Annotated in this window: 14 protein-coding genes and 1 pseudogene; 1 reads left to right on the plus strand and 14 read right to left on the minus strand. The window is 64.0% G+C overall.

The genetic code is table 11. The annotated features are described in order from the left end of the window. Positions 1–16: 16 nt before the first annotated feature. From hflX to ndk, 10 genes and pseudogenes are all read right to left on the minus strand, one after another. A pseudogene (gene hflX / locus QCE48_RS08495) lies at positions 17–1,099 on the minus strand (GTPase HflX); the annotation flags it as partial. A 75-nt stretch (positions 1,100–1,174) separates the two neighbouring features. Beyond that, entirely contained in the window at positions 1,175–1,411 is a 237-nt protein-coding gene (gene hfq, locus QCE48_RS08500; protein ID WP_006999489.1) for an RNA chaperone Hfq, read from the minus strand. Between the two features lie 139 nt (positions 1,412–1,550). Then, positions 1,551–2,888: a ribosome biogenesis GTPase Der gene (gene der, locus QCE48_RS08505; RefSeq protein ID WP_116564602.1), complete on the minus strand. Its 1,338-nt coding sequence runs from the start codon at positions 2,886–2,888 to the stop codon at positions 1,551–1,553. Positions 2,889–3,285: 397 nt separating this feature from the next. Continuing rightward, on the minus strand, positions 3,286–4,428 hold the full coding sequence (gene bamB / locus QCE48_RS08510) for an outer membrane protein assembly factor BamB (RefSeq protein WP_309785197.1): 1,143 nt from the start codon (positions 4,426–4,428) through the stop codon (positions 3,286–3,288). A 135-nt stretch (positions 4,429–4,563) separates the two neighbouring features. Further along, positions 4,564–5,193, minus strand: coding sequence for a tetratricopeptide repeat protein (locus QCE48_RS08515; protein WP_087631144.1), 630 nt, complete (start codon positions 5,191–5,193; stop codon positions 4,564–4,566). Positions 5,194–5,284: 91 nt separating this feature from the next. Further along, positions 5,285–6,625, minus strand: a complete 1,341-nt coding sequence (gene hisS / locus QCE48_RS08520; RefSeq protein WP_309785196.1) for a histidine--tRNA ligase — start codon at positions 6,623–6,625, stop codon at positions 5,285–5,287. Between the two features lie 6 nt (positions 6,626–6,631). Continuing rightward, positions 6,632–7,948 carry a flavodoxin-dependent (E)-4-hydroxy-3-methylbut-2-enyl-diphosphate synthase gene (ispG, locus tag QCE48_RS08525; protein WP_309785194.1) on the minus strand — a complete coding sequence of 439 codons (1,317 nt, stop codon included), beginning with the start codon at positions 7,946–7,948 and terminating at the stop codon, positions 6,632–6,634. 134 nt (positions 7,949–8,082) lie between these two features. Then, positions 8,083–9,198, minus strand: coding sequence for a RodZ domain-containing protein (locus QCE48_RS08530; protein WP_309785193.1), 1,116 nt, complete (start codon positions 9,196–9,198; stop codon positions 8,083–8,085). A gap of 200 nt (positions 9,199–9,398) precedes the next feature. Continuing rightward, complete coding sequence (gene rlmN / locus QCE48_RS08535) at positions 9,399–10,538, minus strand: 23S rRNA (adenine(2503)-C(2))-methyltransferase RlmN (protein WP_309788237.1); 1,140 nt, start codon at positions 10,536–10,538, stop codon at positions 9,399–9,401. Positions 10,539–10,647: 109 nt separating this feature from the next. Continuing rightward, a complete protein-coding gene (ndk, locus tag QCE48_RS08540) occupies positions 10,648–11,073 on the minus strand; it encodes a nucleoside-diphosphate kinase (RefSeq protein WP_087631147.1) in 426 nt (141 codons plus the stop codon). A gap of 282 nt (positions 11,074–11,355) precedes the next feature. Between ndk and QCE48_RS08545 the strand changes: the two genes are divergently transcribed. Next, positions 11,356–12,054, plus strand: a complete 699-nt coding sequence (locus tag QCE48_RS08545) for a Bax inhibitor-1/YccA family protein (RefSeq protein WP_087631148.1) — start codon at positions 11,356–11,358, stop codon at positions 12,052–12,054. A 70-nt stretch (positions 12,055–12,124) separates the two neighbouring features. Here the strand turns inward: QCE48_RS08545 and rlmD are convergent, their stop codons facing one another. From rlmD to QCE48_RS08565, 4 genes are all read right to left on the minus strand, one after another. Next, positions 12,125–13,537, minus strand: a complete 1,413-nt coding sequence (rlmD, locus tag QCE48_RS08550) for a 23S rRNA (uracil(1939)-C(5))-methyltransferase RlmD (RefSeq protein WP_309785192.1) — start codon at positions 13,535–13,537, stop codon at positions 12,125–12,127. A gap of 79 nt (positions 13,538–13,616) precedes the next feature. Then, positions 13,617–14,393 (minus strand): 3'-5' exonuclease, encoded by a 777-nt coding sequence (locus QCE48_RS08555; protein ID WP_087632234.1) that lies wholly within the window; start codon positions 14,391–14,393, stop codon positions 13,617–13,619. Positions 14,394–14,399: 6 nt separating this feature from the next. Continuing rightward, positions 14,400–15,503, minus strand: a complete 1,104-nt coding sequence (rpoS, locus tag QCE48_RS08560; RefSeq protein WP_087632233.1) for an RNA polymerase sigma factor RpoS — start codon at positions 15,501–15,503, stop codon at positions 14,400–14,402. A gap of 14 nt (positions 15,504–15,517) precedes the next feature. Beyond that, complete coding sequence (locus tag QCE48_RS08565; protein ID WP_309788236.1) at positions 15,518–16,483, minus strand: peptidoglycan DD-metalloendopeptidase family protein; 966 nt, start codon at positions 16,481–16,483, stop codon at positions 15,518–15,520. Between the last annotated feature and the right edge of the window lie 2 nt (positions 16,484–16,485).

Consider the following 16,485-nt stretch of genomic DNA (forward strand, 5'->3'; position numbering starts at 1 on the left):
AGCCCGACACACCGGCATCGGCTACAGCGATTTCGGCGATGGCAGCGCGCAGCGCGTCGAGCCCCTGGCCCGTGCGTGCGCTCAAAAAGACGCGCGAAATATTACCATACTCGTCCCTTTCAACCGCGTCGCCGCGGGCCGCCAGCTCGGGCACGGCGTCGATCTTGTTGAAAACGAGAATCTGCGGAATCGTGTCGGCGCCGATGCCGCGCAGCACTTCGTTCACCTGTTCGATCTGGTCGAGCCGCACCGCGCTCGACGCATCGACCACGTGCAGCAACAGGTCCGCGTGGATGGTTTCCTCGAGCGTCGCGCGAAACGCCGCGACCAGCTGGTGCGGCAACTCGCGAATGAACCCGACCGTGTCCGACACCACGACATGCCCCGCTTCCTCGCCGAGATAGACGCGGCGCGAAGTCGTGTCGAGCGTGGCGAAGAGCTGGTCGGCGGCGTAGGCCTGCGCCTTGGTGAGCGCGTTGAAGAGCGTCGACTTGCCGGCGTTCGTATAACCGACGAGCGACACCGACATCGTCCGGTTGCGCACCCGCTGACGACGCTGCGTGCCGTGCTGACGGCGCAGCTTCTCGAGCCGCGTCTTGAGCGCCTTGATGCGCTCGCCGATCAGCCGCCGGTCGGTTTCCAGCTGCGTTTCGCCCGGGCCGCGCAGGCCGATACCGCCCTTCTGACGTTCCAGGTGAGTCCACGCGCGAATGAGGCGTGTTGACAGATACTGGAGCTGGGCGAGTTCCACCTGCAGCTTGCCTTCGTGGCTGCGGGCGCGCTGCGCGAAGATGTCGAGGATCAGGCTCGTCCGGTCGACGACCCGGCGGTTGAGCGCGACTTCGAGATTGCGCTGCTGCGCGGGCGCGAGGGCGTGATTGAAGATGATGAGTTCGACGTCGTTCGCCTCGCAGGCGAGACGCAGTTCCTCGACCTTGCCGCTGCCGACGAACATCTTGGCATCGGGGCTCGAGCGGCGGCCGGTGAGCGTGACGGCGGGATTGGCGCCCGCACTTTGTGCGAGCAGGCTGAGTTCTTCCAGACTGGCTTCGAAATCGATTTTGCCGAAGTCGATGCCGACGAGCGCGGCGTTGATCAAATTGAGGTTTTGGCTTTTTTGAAGCGACCGGCGAGTCAGTTTTTATTGACGTTGGTTCGCCGGCCGCGACGTGGTTTAGGACGATTCAGCGTCCGGGTGGAAATTCACCGGACGGGCCGGCACGACCGTGGAAATGGCGTGCTTGTAGACCATCTGGGTGACCGTATTGCGGAGCAACACGACGTACTGGTCGAACGATTCGATGTTCCCTTGAAGCTTGATGCCGTTGACCAAATAGATCGACACCGGCACGTGCTCTTTACGCAGTGCGTTCAAAAACGGGTCTTGTAACAATTGCCCTTTGTTGCTCATAGCAAACTCCGTGTTTTTTGCAGGTTGAACGTGATTGTGTGCGAAGAAAAAGAGATCCGCCAACAATCGCTACACTATAGCCGATTTTCTTTTCCGCACCAGTTCGGCCAGGCGGCCAAACGCTTGGTGCGCGCGGGACTCAGCCCTTGTCCGCGTAAGGGTTTCGGCTTGAACGAAACTCTATGCGCAATGGAGTCCCGGCCAGCCCGAAAGTTTCGCGGAAGCGCCCTTCCAGGTAGCGCTTATACGTATCCGTGATCGCGTCGAGCGCGTTGCCGTGCACGACGATAATCGGCGGATTCTGTCCGCCCTGGTGCGCATAACGCAGCTTCGGACGCACCGGCCCGCGACGCCGCGGCTGCTGGAATTCCACCGCGTCGATCAGCGCGCGGGTGAGCTTCGGCGTCGGCAGTTTCGCCATCGCGGCGGCGTACGCGTCGTCGACCGACTTCATCAGCTGGCCGATGCCCGTCTTCTCCAGCGCCGACACATAGTGAAACTTCGCGAAGTCCAGGAACTTGAGCTTGCGCGTAAGATCCGCCTTGGTCCGCTCGCGCACGTGCGAATCGAGCCCGTCCCACTTGTTCACGCCCACCACGAGCGCCCGGCCCTGCTCGACCACGAAGCCCGCGATGTGCGCGTCCTGCTCGGAAATATCCTGCTGGGCGTCGAGCAGAAGGATCACGACGTTCGCATCCGAAATCGACTGCAAGGTTTTCACGACCGAGAACTTTTCGATCGCCTCGAACACCTTGCCGCGACGACGCAGCCCCGCCGTGTCGATCAGCGTGTATTTGCGGCCTTGCCGCTCGAAATCAACATAGATCGAATCGCGCGTCGTGCCCGGCATGTCGAACGCGATCACGCGCTCCTCCCCGATCAGCGCGTTCACGAGCGTCGACTTGCCGACGTTCGGCCGCCCGACGATCGCGATCTTCACGCCGTGCTGCGCCTTTTCGTCGTCGTCCTCTTCCGGCTGACCGGCGTAGGCGATTTCGAGCGCATCGCCGATCATTTCGTTGACGCCGTCGCCGTGCGCCGCCGAGATCGCGCGCGGGTCGCCGAGGCCGAGTTCGTAGAAGTCGGCGGCGACCGCGCTGTACTTCATGCCCTCCGCCTTGTTGACGACCAGAAAGAGCGGCCGTCCCGTCTTGCGCAGATAATCCGCGATCGCCTTGTCCTGCGGCGCGAGGCCGTTGCGCCCGTCGACGATGAACACGACGACGTCCGCCTCCTCCACCGCCTGGCGCGTCTGGCGCGCCATTTCGTGCAGGATGCCGTCCTTCGCGACGGGCTCGAAGCCGCCCGTGTCGACGACCAGATACGGGCGCTCGCCGACGCGCCCTTCGCCGTAGTGGCGGTCGCGCGTGAGTCCGGGCAGGTCGGCGACGAGCGCGTCTCGCGAGCGCGTCAGCCGGTTGAAAAGGGTCGATTTCCCCACATTGGGGCGCCCCACGAGGGCAATTACGGGTTTCATCAGATCGTGTTCACAGTTGAACGCAAGGCGAGCGACACCGGCGCGTGATACGCCCGGGCCACGGAAACGCCGCGGGAAAGCCTGCGTTTGTCGAAAATTAGCATGGATTCGGCATGCGGCGCCCTTGGACGCGTCGGATGCGCGGAGTCGGCACGAAGCCTGGCGCCGGTTGGCGTTCTTTCGCGGCTGCCGTGTCGCCGTTTCGACGCCCACCGCGCGTGATTGTTGCGAGTGTGCGCTCATGCCTGGCGCCTCGCTTCTACTTCTGTTCCTATCGAACGCGCGGCGCACGCGCGTGGGCGACTTCTTTGCCGCGCGACGCGCCGTCATGTTACGACGCGCCGATAAAGCGCGCGAGCCGGCAGCGCCGGCTCGCGGATCAGGTCACGATGAAAACTCAGCGCGGACGGAAACCGAACAGACCGCCGTCCTTGGTCTGGACGACGAGCGTGTCGCCGGCGAGCACGGGCGCGGCGCTGATCCCGCTGCCGTCCGTCTTCGCGCGGCCGACCAGTTCGCCCTTCGACGTATCGAGGAAATGCACATAGCCCTCGAAATCGCCGACGACGACCGTGCGGCCCAGGATATAAGGCACGCTGACCTGACGGTTCTTCAGCTTGTCGCTCTTCCAGAGCGGCACGCCATCGGCTGCGCGAAACGCGTTGACGACCGACCAGTCGTCGCCGGCGGCCACGGTCTGATCGTCCGCCGCCAGACCGCTGTCGCTCGAAAACGCCTTCTCCCAGACGGGACGGCCCGAATTAGCATCGAAGCAGCCGATACGGCCCTGGAACGTCACCGCGCAGGTCTGCGCGCCGACGAGCGACGGCGCGCCGGTCACGTCGTTGATGCGCTCGACTTCCGTCACGCCCTTCGGGAACGACACCGGCGTTTGCCAGTAGGCGTCGCCCGTCTGCAGGTTGATCGCGGCGAACGTGCCGCCCGGGAAGCCCGCGAGCACCGCCTGGTTGCCGGCGAACGTCATGCCGGCCGCGACGCGCAGGTTGAGCGGCACCGCGCGGATCTGGAACACCCACTTCTGCTCGCCGGTCTGCGCATTGAACGCGACGACCTTGCCGTCGATCGTGCGCACGATCACCAGATCATTGCCGACGAGCGGCGGCGACACGATTTCGCCCGGTGCGACGGCCGTCCACAATTCCTTGCCGTCGGGTCCGAGTGCGTAGACGGAACCCTTGAGGCCGCCGACCGCCGTCAGGTTGCCGTCGCTGCCGACGCCCGCGGACAGATCGTCCTTGAGCTTCGTGCGCCACACGTCCAGACCGGTCTTTGCATCAATCTTGGCGACCGTGCCGTTCGCGCCCGCGGCGAACACCATGTCACCGAAGGCGACCGGCGTGAACAGATAGCGGCCAGCCTTGCCGACGCTCGCCTTCCACGCCTGTTCGACGTTCAGGACCGGCTTGATTTCGACGAGCGGAGTCGGCACGCGGCGTTCGTCCTTGGTGGCTGAGCAGGCCGCGAGCAAGGCGGTCATCGCGCAGGCGAACGGGAGAGCGTAGCGTTTCAGAAAAGTCATCGGTAGACGCAACATTGATTAGGAGATTCGATTGATCGGCGTGCGCCGCGGGCGCCGCCGGCATGCTTCCCGGCGCGTGCCCGTCGGCTTACGGTGCGGCGATGGTTCGGATGCGGCGGATGTCGGCCGAGCGCCTCAGCCGCCGAGCGCGTCCAGTTTGAACTGGACCAGTTGGCGCGCGGACGTGTCGCTCGACGGCAGCGAGTCGAGCGCCAGCTTGTAGGCGGCGCGCGCATCGTCGCGCTTGCCCTGCGCCGCGAGCAGGTCGCCGCGTCGATCCGACACGACGCCCTTGAACGCGTCGAGCGGCGCATCGGCCAGCACCTTGAGGCCGGCGTCGTAGGCTTTTTCGTCGAGGAGCACGAGCGACAGGCGCAGCTTCGCGATCTGCTTGTACTCGGCGTCCCTGGCGTGATCGACGGCCCATTGCAACTGGGCCTTCGCGGCCGCCGTATCGCCCGCCGTGTAGAGCGCCTTGCCGGCAGCGAGCGCGGTCATCTGCGCATACGCGGTGCTGCCGAACTTGTCCTCCATGTCGGAGGCGACGCGCGCGATCTTCGCCTTGTCGTTCGCGTTGACCGCCTGCTGCACCTGGTCGTACAGCACGGCGGCCTCGGCCGCCTGGCGACGCTGCCAGAAATTCCAGCCGTTGTAGCCCGCGGCCACGATGAGCACGGCGAGGACAATCCATGTCGTCGCGTTGCCCCACTTGGCCCACCAGTGCTTCAGATTTTCCAGCGATTCTTGTTCGTCGTGATAGCTCATTGCCCAACTATTCCTTCTGCGCCTTGGTTTTGGCGCGCACCACGCGCGATCCTCTCGATCGCGCACTGCGCGCACGGTCGCTGCCTAAAATTTAATCAGCGCCGTCGTCGGCGGATGCAACCATCGCATTGATTAGAAATTCGGTCAAGTTTTCCAGCGGAACGTTCGACTGCTCGTTCTTCTGACCGTCGCCCTCGACCGCGCGCAGAGGCTTGATGCCGACCGTGCCCTGCGCCAGTTCGTCCTCGCCGAGAATCACGGCGAACGCGGCGCCGCTCGCGTCGGCTTTCTTCATCTGCGACTTGAAGCTCGCCGATGCGCCTTCCGGGCTGCAATGCAGGATCACGTCAAGACCCGTGTCGCGCAGCCGCTCGGCGATGATGAACGCCTGCTCGGCCGCCGCTTCGCCCTGGTGAACGACGTAGACATCCGTGCCTTCGGCTTCCGGCACGAGCTGCTCTTCCTTCAACAGTTCGAGAATCCGCTCGACGCCCATCGCCCAGCCGCACGCCTTGGTCGGCTTGCCGCCGAGCTGTTCGATCAGCGGATCGTAGCGCCCACCGCCCGCGACCGTGCCCTGCGCGCCGAGCTTGTCGGTCACCCATTCGAACACGGTGAGGTTGTAATAATCGAGCCCGCGCACGAGGCGCGGATTGATCTTGAACGGAATATTGTTCGCTTTCAGAAGACGCTGAACGCCTTCGAAATGCGCACGCGATTCGTCGCCGAGGAAATCGACGAGCTTCGGCGCGTTCTGCGCAATCTCCTGCAGCGCCGGATTCTTCGTGTCGAGCACGCGCAGCGGGTTCGTGTAAAGACGCCGCTTCGCTTCCTCGTCGAGCAGGTCGACGTGCTTTTCGAGATACGCGATCAGTTCCTTGCGATGCGCGGCGCGTTCATCGGCCTGGCCGAGCGAATTGAGTTCGAGGCGAATGCCGGTAAGACCGAGGTCGTCCCAGAGACGCTGGCACATCATGATGATTTCGGCGTCGGCATCGGGGCCCGCGAAGCCGAGCGCTTCCACGCCGACCTGATGGAACTGGCGATACCGCCCGCGCTGCGGACGCTCGTGACGGAACATCGGACCGATGTACCACAGGCGCTTCGGGCCGTCGTAGAGCAGGTTGTGCTCGATCGTCGCGCGCACGACGGCCGCCGTGTTCTCCGGACGCATCGTCAGATGCTCGCCGTTGAGCGCATCGACGAAGCTGTACATTTCCTTCTCGACGATATCGGTCACTTCGCCGATCCCACGCGTGAAGAGCTGCGTATGCTCGATGATCGGCGTGCGAATGTTCTGATAACCGTAGGCGCGCAGCATCGACTTGACCGTCGATTCGAAGAACTCCCACAACGCGGCATCCTGCGGGAGGATGTCGTTCATGCCCTTCACGCCGCTCAGTTTTTCGAGCCGTTTCTTCTGTTCTGTCATCTGTCTTTAGAGTGATGCCGCGGCCGTCTCTTCGCGACGGCCGTAGGTGCGCGCGACGTAGTCGCTCACGATTTGCTGGAATTCCTGGGCAATATGCTCGCCGCGCAGCGTCTTGACCTTCACGCCGTCGATAAACACGGGCGCCGCCGGATTCTCGCCCGAACCCGGCAGGCTGATGCCGATATTCGCGTGCTTCGATTCGCCTGGTCCGTTGACGATGCAGCCCATCACCGCGACGTGCATTTTCTCGACGCCCGGGTATTGGTCACGCCAGACCGGCATCTCGTTGCGCAGATAAGACTGAATCTGCGAGGCGAGTTCCTGGAACAGCGTGCTCGTCGTGCGCCCGCAGCCCGGACACGCGATCACCATCGGCGTGAAGGAACGCAGGCCCATCGTCTGCAAAATTTCCTGGCCGACGACCACTTCGCCCGTGCGCGCGCCGCCCGGTTCCGGCGTGAGCGAGATGCGGATCGTGTCGCCGATGCCTTCCTGCAGCAGCACCGACAGCGCCGCCGTCGACGCGACGATGCCCTTCGAGCCCATGCCGGCTTCGGTCAGCCCGAGATGCAGCGCGAAGCTGCAGCGTTTCGCGAGTTCGCGATACACCGCGATCAGGTCCTGCACGCCGCTCACCTTGCACGACAGGATGATGCGATCGCGCCCGAGTCCGAGTTCGACGGCGCGTTCCGCCGATCCGACCGCCGACTGGATCAGCGCTTCGTACATCACGCTTTGCGCGTCCCACGGCGTGGCGCGCGCGGCGTTCTCGTCCATCATGCGGGCGAGCAGATCCTGGTCGAGGCTGCCCCAGTTCACGCCGATGCGCACCGCCTTGTCGTAGCGCGCGGCGGCTTCGATCATCTGCGCGAACTGCGTGTCGCGCTTCGCGCCCTGCCCGACGTTGCCCGGATTGATCCGGTACTTCGACAGCGCCTCGGCGCATGCGGGATAGTCGCGCAACAGCAGATGGCCGTTGTAGTGAAAATCGCCGACGAGCGGCACCGTCACGCCCATGCGGTCCAGTTGGTCGCGCACGTGCGGCACGGCGGCGGCCGCCTCCGGCGTGTTGACCGTGATGCGCACGAGTTCGGAGCCGGCTTGCGCCAGTTCCTTGATCTGGATGGCCGTGCCGATGGCGTCCGCCGTGTCCGTGTTGGTCATCGACTGGACACGCACGGGCGCGTCGCCGCCGATCGTCACGAGCTGGCCGCCCCAGCGGACGTCGACCGCATGCGACGCCCGACGTCGAAGCGGCCCGCCGAACACCGGCTCGGTCGAACAAATCGTGCTGCTGATCAGGGATTGCGCTTCGGATTGCATCGAAAAACCCTCTTGCGTCACCGGCTACCATGCGGCGACGAATGTGGAACCCTCAAACCGACGCCGCCGGCGGGGCCGGCGGCGCTCTTGATACGTTGCGTGGCGTGGGCGCGGTACGCGTCGAACGGCGCGCCTCAGGGCACCGAAAAGCGCGCGACGTTGCCTTTTGCCGCGGCGTATTTGGCGGGATCGACCGGTTCGTCGTTGAACGTGAGCGAGTCCATGCCCGCGCGATTGCCGATCGTCACCTTGAACGGCGCCTCGCCTTCCACGCGTTGCGCGTTGCCGCCGTGCACGAGACCAGAGAATACTTCCTTGCCGTCTTTCTGGCGCACGCTGAGCCAGCTGTCCTGCTTCACCTTCAGTTCCAGTGCATTCGTCCCCGTCCCCGCGACGGCCGGTGCCGAAGCGGAAGCGTCCGTCGCGGCCGGTGCCGGCGGCGCGACCGCGGGCGCTGCGGGTGCCAGCGCCGCGCCGCTCGCGCCCTGCACGGCCGCAATCGTCGACGATGAATTCGGCAATGCGTTGGTGCCAAGCGGATGCGGCATCGGCTGCGTTCCGGCGGCGCCGGGTTCCGCCGACGACGCCTCGCCGGTATTGGCAGCGGCCAGTTCGTCGGGCGTCGCAACGGTCGACGCCGCGCTCGTTGCGCTGTTTCCGTTCGAACCGGACAGCGACGTGCCGTTCGCACTCGCCTTCAGGCGCGCGAGCCACGCGGCGGAGTCGCCGCCGGTGTGCCACATCGCGAGCGCAATCACCGCGACGATCACGGCGGCCACGCCCCACAGCCACGAGCGGCGCCGCCCCGTGCCATTGAGCGGCACGGACACGCGTGCGCGCGGCAAGCCGCCGCCCGCCGCAGCCGGCAACGACAGATTCTGCTCGACCGGTCCGTTCACGCGGCGCAACGCCTGCGTAAACGGCGCCGGGTCGGCGCCCAGCATTTTCGCGTAGCTGCGCACGATGCCTGCCGCGAACGTGCGGTCGGGCAGATGACTCAGGTCGCCCGCTTCGAGCGAACGCACTTTTTGCGGCGATACCTTGAGCCGCGCCGAAACATCGTCGATCGACCAGCCCTTGGCCGTGCGAAGCTGCGCGAGCCGCGCTCCGACTGCGACGATCGATTCCAAGCTCCCCGCCTGATTCCCGCTCGACGCCGCCTGGCCGGCCAACGCTTCGCCTTCCGGCTCGCGGCCGGAGGGATTGCCGGTTCGACTGCCGAAAGGCGTCGGGTGCTGCGGTTCACTCATGCCAAATTCCTCGCATCGATTCTTTTACTTGACGCTCGAAAGCGCCGGGTTGCACGCGTCATGCGCACAATACAACCCGCCGCTTCGTGCAGACCGCTTTATAACAAAATGTGCGGTTTTTTGTACCGCATCCGATCGCTTGCTTCGTTTTTCTTTCTTTTTGCGCTGAAACGCGCCTGTTCGATTCGCGCGCCCGCGCCTCACACGGCCCGGACTTCGATTACCTTCGACTGCCGGCCCATGCGCTCGGCGAGTCGCGTGCGATCCTGTACGGCGCCCGCGAGTTGTCCGCAGGCGGCGTCGATGTCGTCGCCGCGCGTTTTGCGCACCGTCGTCACGATGCCGGCATCCATCAGCACCTGCGCGAAACGCTTGATCTGATCGTTGCGCGAACGCAGGAGTCCGGATTCCGGAAACGGATTGAACGGAATCAGGTTGAATTTGCACGGCACGTCGCGCATAACGGCCAGCAGTTCCCGCGCGTGCGCTTCGGTGTCGTTCACGCCGTCGAGCATGCAGTATTCGAACGTGATGAAATCGCGCGGCGCAACCTTCAGGTAGCGCTGGCAGGCCGCCATCAGCTCGCGCAACGGGTACTTCTTGTTCAACGGCACCAGCATGTCGCGCAGCGGATCGTTCGGCGCGTGCAGCGACACCGCGAGCGCCACCGGCAGATCGGCGGCGAGGCGGTCCATCATCGGCACGACGCCCGAGGTAGACAGCGTCACGCGCCGGCGCGACAGGCCGTAGGCGTTGTCGTCGAGCATCAGGCGCATGGCGGGGACCACGGCGTCGTAGTTCAGCATGGGTTCGCCCATGCCCATCATCACGACGTTCGTCACGACGCGCTCGCCCTTGGCCGGGCCGCCGACCTCGCGTCCGAGCGACTTGCGCAGCGCGAACTCGGCCATACGCAATTGACCGATGATTTCGCCGGTCGTCAGGTTGCGCGAAAAGCCCTGTTTGCCCGTCGAGCAAAAGCGGCAATTCACGGCGCAGCCCGCCTGCGACGACACGCACAGCGTGCCGCGATTTTCTTCGGGGATGAAAACGGTTTCGACCGCGTTGCTGTTGCCGACGTCGATCAGCCACTTGCGCGTGCCGTCGGTGGAAACGTGATCGCTGACGATTCCGGGCATCGCCATGTTGGCGCGGCCCTTCAATTTTTCGCGCAGGGATTTTGCCAGGTCGGTCATGCCGTCAAAGTCGTCGACGCCGTACTGGTGGATCCAGCGCTGCAACTGCTTGGCGCGAAACGGCTTTTCCCCCAGGCTGTCGCAGTAGGCCACGAGCCCGGCGGCGTCGAGATCGAGAAGGTTGACGGTTGAGCTGCTCGTCATATCGAATTCTGCCATTTCTGTCTTGAGCGTTGCCCGAGCGGGGTGCCCGGGCCGTTCGCGCCAATTCGAGAGGCGCCGCCGCGAGGACGGCAGCGCCATCATCTGTAGATTAGCGCGAGTAAACGTTCACTTCCGGGAAAAAGAACGCGATTTCCTGACGCGCGGTTTCCGGTGCGTCCGAACCGTGCACGGCGTTGGCGTCGATGCTGTCGGCGAAATCCGCGCGGATCGTGCCCTTGTCGGCTTTCTTCGGGTCCGTCGCGCCCATCAGGTCGCGGTTCTTGGCGATTGCGTTCTCGCCTTCGAGCGCCTGGATCATCACCGGGCCCGAAATCATGAATTCGACGAGATCCTTGAAGAACGGACGTGCGGCGTGCACGGCGTAGAACTTCTCAGCGTCGGCGCGCGACAGGTGGACCATGCGCGACGCAACGATCTTGAGGCCAGCATTTTCGAAACGGCTGTAGATCTGGCCGATAACGTTCTTTGCCACTGCGTCCGGCTTGATGATCGACAGGGTGCGCTCGATTGCCATGAAAAACTCCAAAAAATGAATGGGTTACGAATTTAAATGAATCGACAATTGTAGCACGAAGACATGTATGATTGCGATTGAAACCTTACGATATTGTAAGAATCAAACAAAGCGTCACAGATGGCTCGGGAAGGCGCGCGCTTCGGTGCAGCGGTATTGAATTCAGTGCAAGATAGACCCATATTTGTGGCGCATGCGACCGGCGGACGCTGCGCCTGAGCATCAAACCACCGCTTTACGGATGTCTTGTTCGACAAATCAAGGCAAAGGCAAGGAGAAACCATGAACGAATCACCCTACAGTTTTGGCCGCAGCGGCACGGTCACGTCGGTCGAGACGCGCAACCGCGTGCTGCGCAACACCTATTGGCTGCTGGCGCTCTCAATGGTGCCGACGGTGCTCGGCGCCTGGGTCGGCGTCGCGACCGGCTTCTCGCTGTTCGCGGCCACCAGCCCGACGATGAGCTTCATTGCGTTCCTCGCCATCGCGTTCGGCTTCATGTTCGCGATCGAGAAGACGAAAGACAGCGCCATCGGCGTCCTCGTGCTGCTCGGCTTTACATTCTTCATGGGGCTGATGCTCTCGCGTCTCCTGAGCTTCATTCTCGGGTTCTCGAACGGGCCGCAGCTCATCATGATGGCGTTCGGCGGCACGGGTGTGATCTTCGCGGTCATGGCGACCATCGCGACGGTCAGCAAGCGTGATTTCTCGGGCCTCGGCAAGTGGCTGTTCATGGGCGTGCTGGTGATTCTGCTCGCGGCGTTCGCGAACATCTTCCTGCAGCTGCCAGCGCTCATGCTGACGGTGTCCGTGCTCGCGATCGTGATCTTCTCCGCGTACATGCTGTTCGACGTGCAGCGCGTCGTGAACGGCGGCGAGACGAACTACATCAGCGCGACGCTCGCGATCTACCTGGATCTGTACAACGTGTTCACGAACCTGCTGGCGCTGCTCGGCATCTTCGGCGGCAACCGCAACTGATCCGGCGTTCGCCTCAACGAAAAACCGGCCCTCGGGCCGGTTTTTTACGTCTGCGCGATCCGAAAGCGGCTTAATCGCGCTCGAAAAGCGCAATCGATTCGACGTGCGACGTGTGCGGAAACATGTTCACGACGCCCGCGCCCTTCATCCGGTAGCCCGCTTCGTGCACGAGCAGTCCGGCATCGCGGGCGAGCGTCGACGGGCTGCACGACACGTACACGATCCGCTTCGGCAACGGTCCGTCGCCGCTCTGCGCGATGTCCGCGAGCGCCTTCACGACCGCCAACGCGCCCTCGCGCGGCGGATCGATCAGGAATTTGTCGAACGCGCCGAGCGCGCGCAGATCGTCGGCGGTGACTTCGAACAGGTTGCGGCACGCGAACGACGTATGCGCATCGACGCCGTTCGCCTTCGCGTTTTCCAGCGCGCGCGTCGTGAGCGCCTCGCTGCCCTCGATCCCGACCACCTCGCGCGACACGCGCGCGAGAGGCAGCGTGAAATTGCCAATGCCGCAAAAAAGGTCGAGAACGCGATCGGTTTTCGCCGGTGCGAGCAAGCTGAGCGCGCGGCTCACCAGCACGCGGTTGATCTGGTGATTCACCTGCGTGAAATCGGTCGGCTTGAACGGCATGCGGATATTGAATTCCGGCAGCGTGTAAGCCAGTTCCTTGTCGAGCGGATAGAACGGGTAGACGGTGTCCGGGCCCTTCGGCTGCAGCCAGAACTGCACGCCGTGCTCGTCGGCGAAGGTGCGCAGCAGCGCCTCGTCGGCTTCGGTGAGCGGTTCGAGGATGCGCAGCACGAGCGCCGTCACGTCCGATCCGACCGCGAGTTCGATCTGCGGCATACGCTCGCGGATCGACAGCCCCGCCACCAGATGCCGCAGCGGCACGAGCATCGCGGAAACATGCGGCGGCAGGACTTCGCAGCTCGTCATATCGGCGACGTAGCTGCTCTTCTTTTCGTGGAAACCGACCAGCACGCCGCCCTTTTTCTCGACGTACCGCACGGTCAGCCGTGCGCGATAACGATAGCCCCACGACGGCCCGTGGATCGGCCGGAACATGGTTTCCGCGCGCAGCTTGCTCAGGTGCTGGAGGTTGTCCTCGAGCACGCGCTGCTTCACGGCAATTTGTGCGCGCACGTCGAGATGCTGCATCGAGCAGCCGCCGCAGGTGCCGAAAAACGGGCACTTCGGCTTCGTGCGGATCACGCTTTCGCGCAATACGTCGACGATCTGCGCCTGCTCGAAACTGGGTTTCTTGCGATAGCTGGAATAGGTGACGCGCTCGCCGGGCAGCGCACCTTCGACAAAAATGACCTTGCCCGGCTCGCCGTCTTCGTTGACGGTGCGGCCGACGCCGCGCGCGTCCATGTCGAGCGAATCGATTTCGATGGCGGGCGCGACGAACGAAGGATCGGCGACGACGTTTCGGGCCGGCGCGGCGCGGCGGCGATGCGGTTTTCGAGCGGCTTCAGACACCTGCGTACTTCCTGACTGACATGACAAAGGCGAGATTGTAGACGAACGTCGCAGCGCGGCAGGCCAAACCGCCGGCGCGTCAGCGTCCGAACGCGGCCAGATATTCGGCCCAGTGCGGTGCGGGTTCGAGCGCGAGCGCGTTCTTCACGAAATTGATCTCGTCGGCGTACTCGTCGGGCGAAAAACCGCCGCGCATCAACTGGAACCGGCAGTACATCAGGTACGTATTGACGACGTCCGTTTCGCAATAAGCGCGGATTTCGTCGATCCGGCCCGCGCAGTACGCCTCCCACACCTTGCCGCCGTCCATCCCGAGCTTGCCCGGAAAGCCGCAGAGCTTCGCGAGCGCATCGAGCGGCGCGTTCGCGCGCGCCTGGTACATCGCGAGGACGTCCATCAGGTCGGTGTGGCGCGTGTGGTAGCGGCTCAGGTAGTTGTTGAACTTGAACTCGCGGTCGTCCTGGCCGGCGTCCCAGTAGCGCGACGCCGTGACGCCGTGCACCAGTGCACGGTAATGGAGCACGGGCAGATCGAACCCGCCGCCGTTCCACGAGACGAGCTGCGGCGTGTACTTTTCGATCACCCGAAAGAACGACTGGATCAGCGACGCTTCCGGGTCCTGCGGCGTGCCGAGCGAGCGCACGCGGAAACCCGTGTTGTCGCGAAACACGCAGGAAATCGCCGCGATCCGCTGCAGATGATGCGGCAGAAAGTCGTTGCCGACGCGCTCGCGGCGCGCGGCAAAGGCAAATTCGGCGACTTCGGCGTCGGAGAGGTCAGCGGGCAGATCTTCGAGACGGCGAATACCGTCGACATCGGGAATCGTCTCGATGTCGAAAACGAGGATGGGAGTCATCGAATGCTAGAGCACGGCGTCCTTGCGCACGCCGTTGGAAGCGAAAAAGCGCTTGAGCCGCACGAGCGCCTCTTGCTGGATCTGGCGCACACGTTCGCGCGTGAGGCCCATTTCGTCGGCGAGCTCTTCAAGCGTCGCCGGTTCGATGTGATTCAGCCCGAACCGGCGCTCGATCACATGCCGATGTTTGTCCGACAGACGCGACAGCCACAGGCGCGTGAGCGTCTCCAGTTCGCGGTGCTGCACTTCGGCGTCGGGCGACTGGCTCTGGTCGTCGGACAAGAGGTCGAGCAGGCTCGAACCCGGGTCGAGATCGAGCGGCGCGTCGAGCGACGCGGTGTGTTCGTTCAGCGCGAGGATGTCGGTAACTTCCTCGGGCGTCTTGCCGGTCAGGTACGCGATGTCGTCGATGCTCGCGTCGCGGCGGTCCGGCGCGATCGCCGTGTTCGAATTCGCAGAATTTTTTTCCAGATGACGCTTGGCGCGCAGCACCTGGTTCAACTCGCGGATCACATGCACCGGCAGGCGCACCGTGCGCGCCTGATTCATGATGGCGCGCTCGATGCTCTGGCGAATCCACCAGGTGGCGTAGGTCGAAAAGCGGAAACCGCGCGTCGGATCGAATTTTTCGATCGCGTGCATGAGACCGAGATTGCCCTCTTCGATCAGATCGAGCAGCGGCACGCCGCGATTCAGATAACCCTTTGCGATACTCACGACGAGCCGCAGATTGCGCTCGATCATGACCTGGCGCGCCTCGAATTCGCCCGCCTTCGCGAGGCGCGAATAACGCTGCTCTTCCTCGACCGTCAAAAGCGGCTTGACGCTGATTCGATTCAGATAATGCTGGATGGTGTCGGCGGTGAGTTCCGCCTGCAAAATCGAGCGGAAATCGTCGGCGTCGGGCGCGGAATCGTTTGCGGCGTCGATCGTGTCTTTGGTGCGTATGCCGGATTCGCCGGATTCGTCGTCGGCGGCGTCGATTTCGACGTCGACCGTTTCGGTGTCTTCTTCGTCGTGGCTCGAAGCACCGTCTTCCACCGACACTTGCATAGGTCGGCTGATCGACTCAGTCTCGGCTTGAGGGAGGCGGCGCTTCGTTTTAGGCATGATGGTTTCGCTTTTTATTGCGGCGGCAAGTACTTCAGCGGGTCGACAGGTTTGCCCTGCCGGCGGACTTCGAAATGCAACATCACGCGATCCGAATCGCTATTACCCATCTCAGCGATTTTCTGCCCTTTTGTCACCGCGTCACCCTCTTTTACCATCAAAGCGCGGTTATGTGCATATGCCGTGAGAAAAGTCGCATCGTGCTTGATGATAATGAGATTGCCGTAGCCGCGCAGCCCATTTCCGGAGTAAACCACGCGTCCGTCCGCCGACGCGTTCACCGGGTCGCCCGGCGCGCCGCCGATGTTCAAGCCCTTGTTCTTCGCATCGTCGAACGTGCCGATGATCGGGCCGCGCACCGGCCAGATGAACGCCGGCTGCGTCGCCGGCGCCGTGGCCGCGTTGTTGTCGATGCCGGCCATGCCTGCCGCGGCGCCCGCGCCGACTCCCGGTGCCATTCCCGGCGCCGTTCCCATTCCCGAGGCCGAGCCGTACACCGGCGCCGCCGCGGTCGTTCCGGTCGTCACGCCCGGTTGCGGCGTGCCGTAGGTCGAATTGTTGAGCGGCTGCGCCAGCACGGCACCGCCCGCGATCGGCGCCGTCGACACGCCCGGCGTCGTCGCGGCGAGATTCGCTCCCGGCGGCGCCACCCGAACCAGCTGACCGACTTCGATCTGGTTCGGATTGGTCATGTTGTTCCATGCCGCGATATCGCGATAATTCTGACCGTTTTCCAGTGCGATCCGATATAGGGTGTCGCCCGGTTTCACACGGACATAGCCGGGCGGCGGCGGACCGTTCTGCGCCGCCTGCGCCGCTTCGGTGGACAGCGGCGCGCCGGTCCGGTCGACGACCGGCGCCTGCTCCATCCGCGTCGCACAGGCTGCCAGCATGGACAGCGCGAGGATGCACACGCCGCGCTCGACCGCCGTCCGGCGGACCAACACGCTCCCTTCTCGCACAAAACGCAACATACTCATCG

Origin of the sequence: Caballeronia sp. LZ024 (genome assembly GCF_031451455.1) — a bacterium.
GTDB lineage: Bacteria > Pseudomonadota > Gammaproteobacteria > Burkholderiales > Burkholderiaceae > Caballeronia > Caballeronia telluris.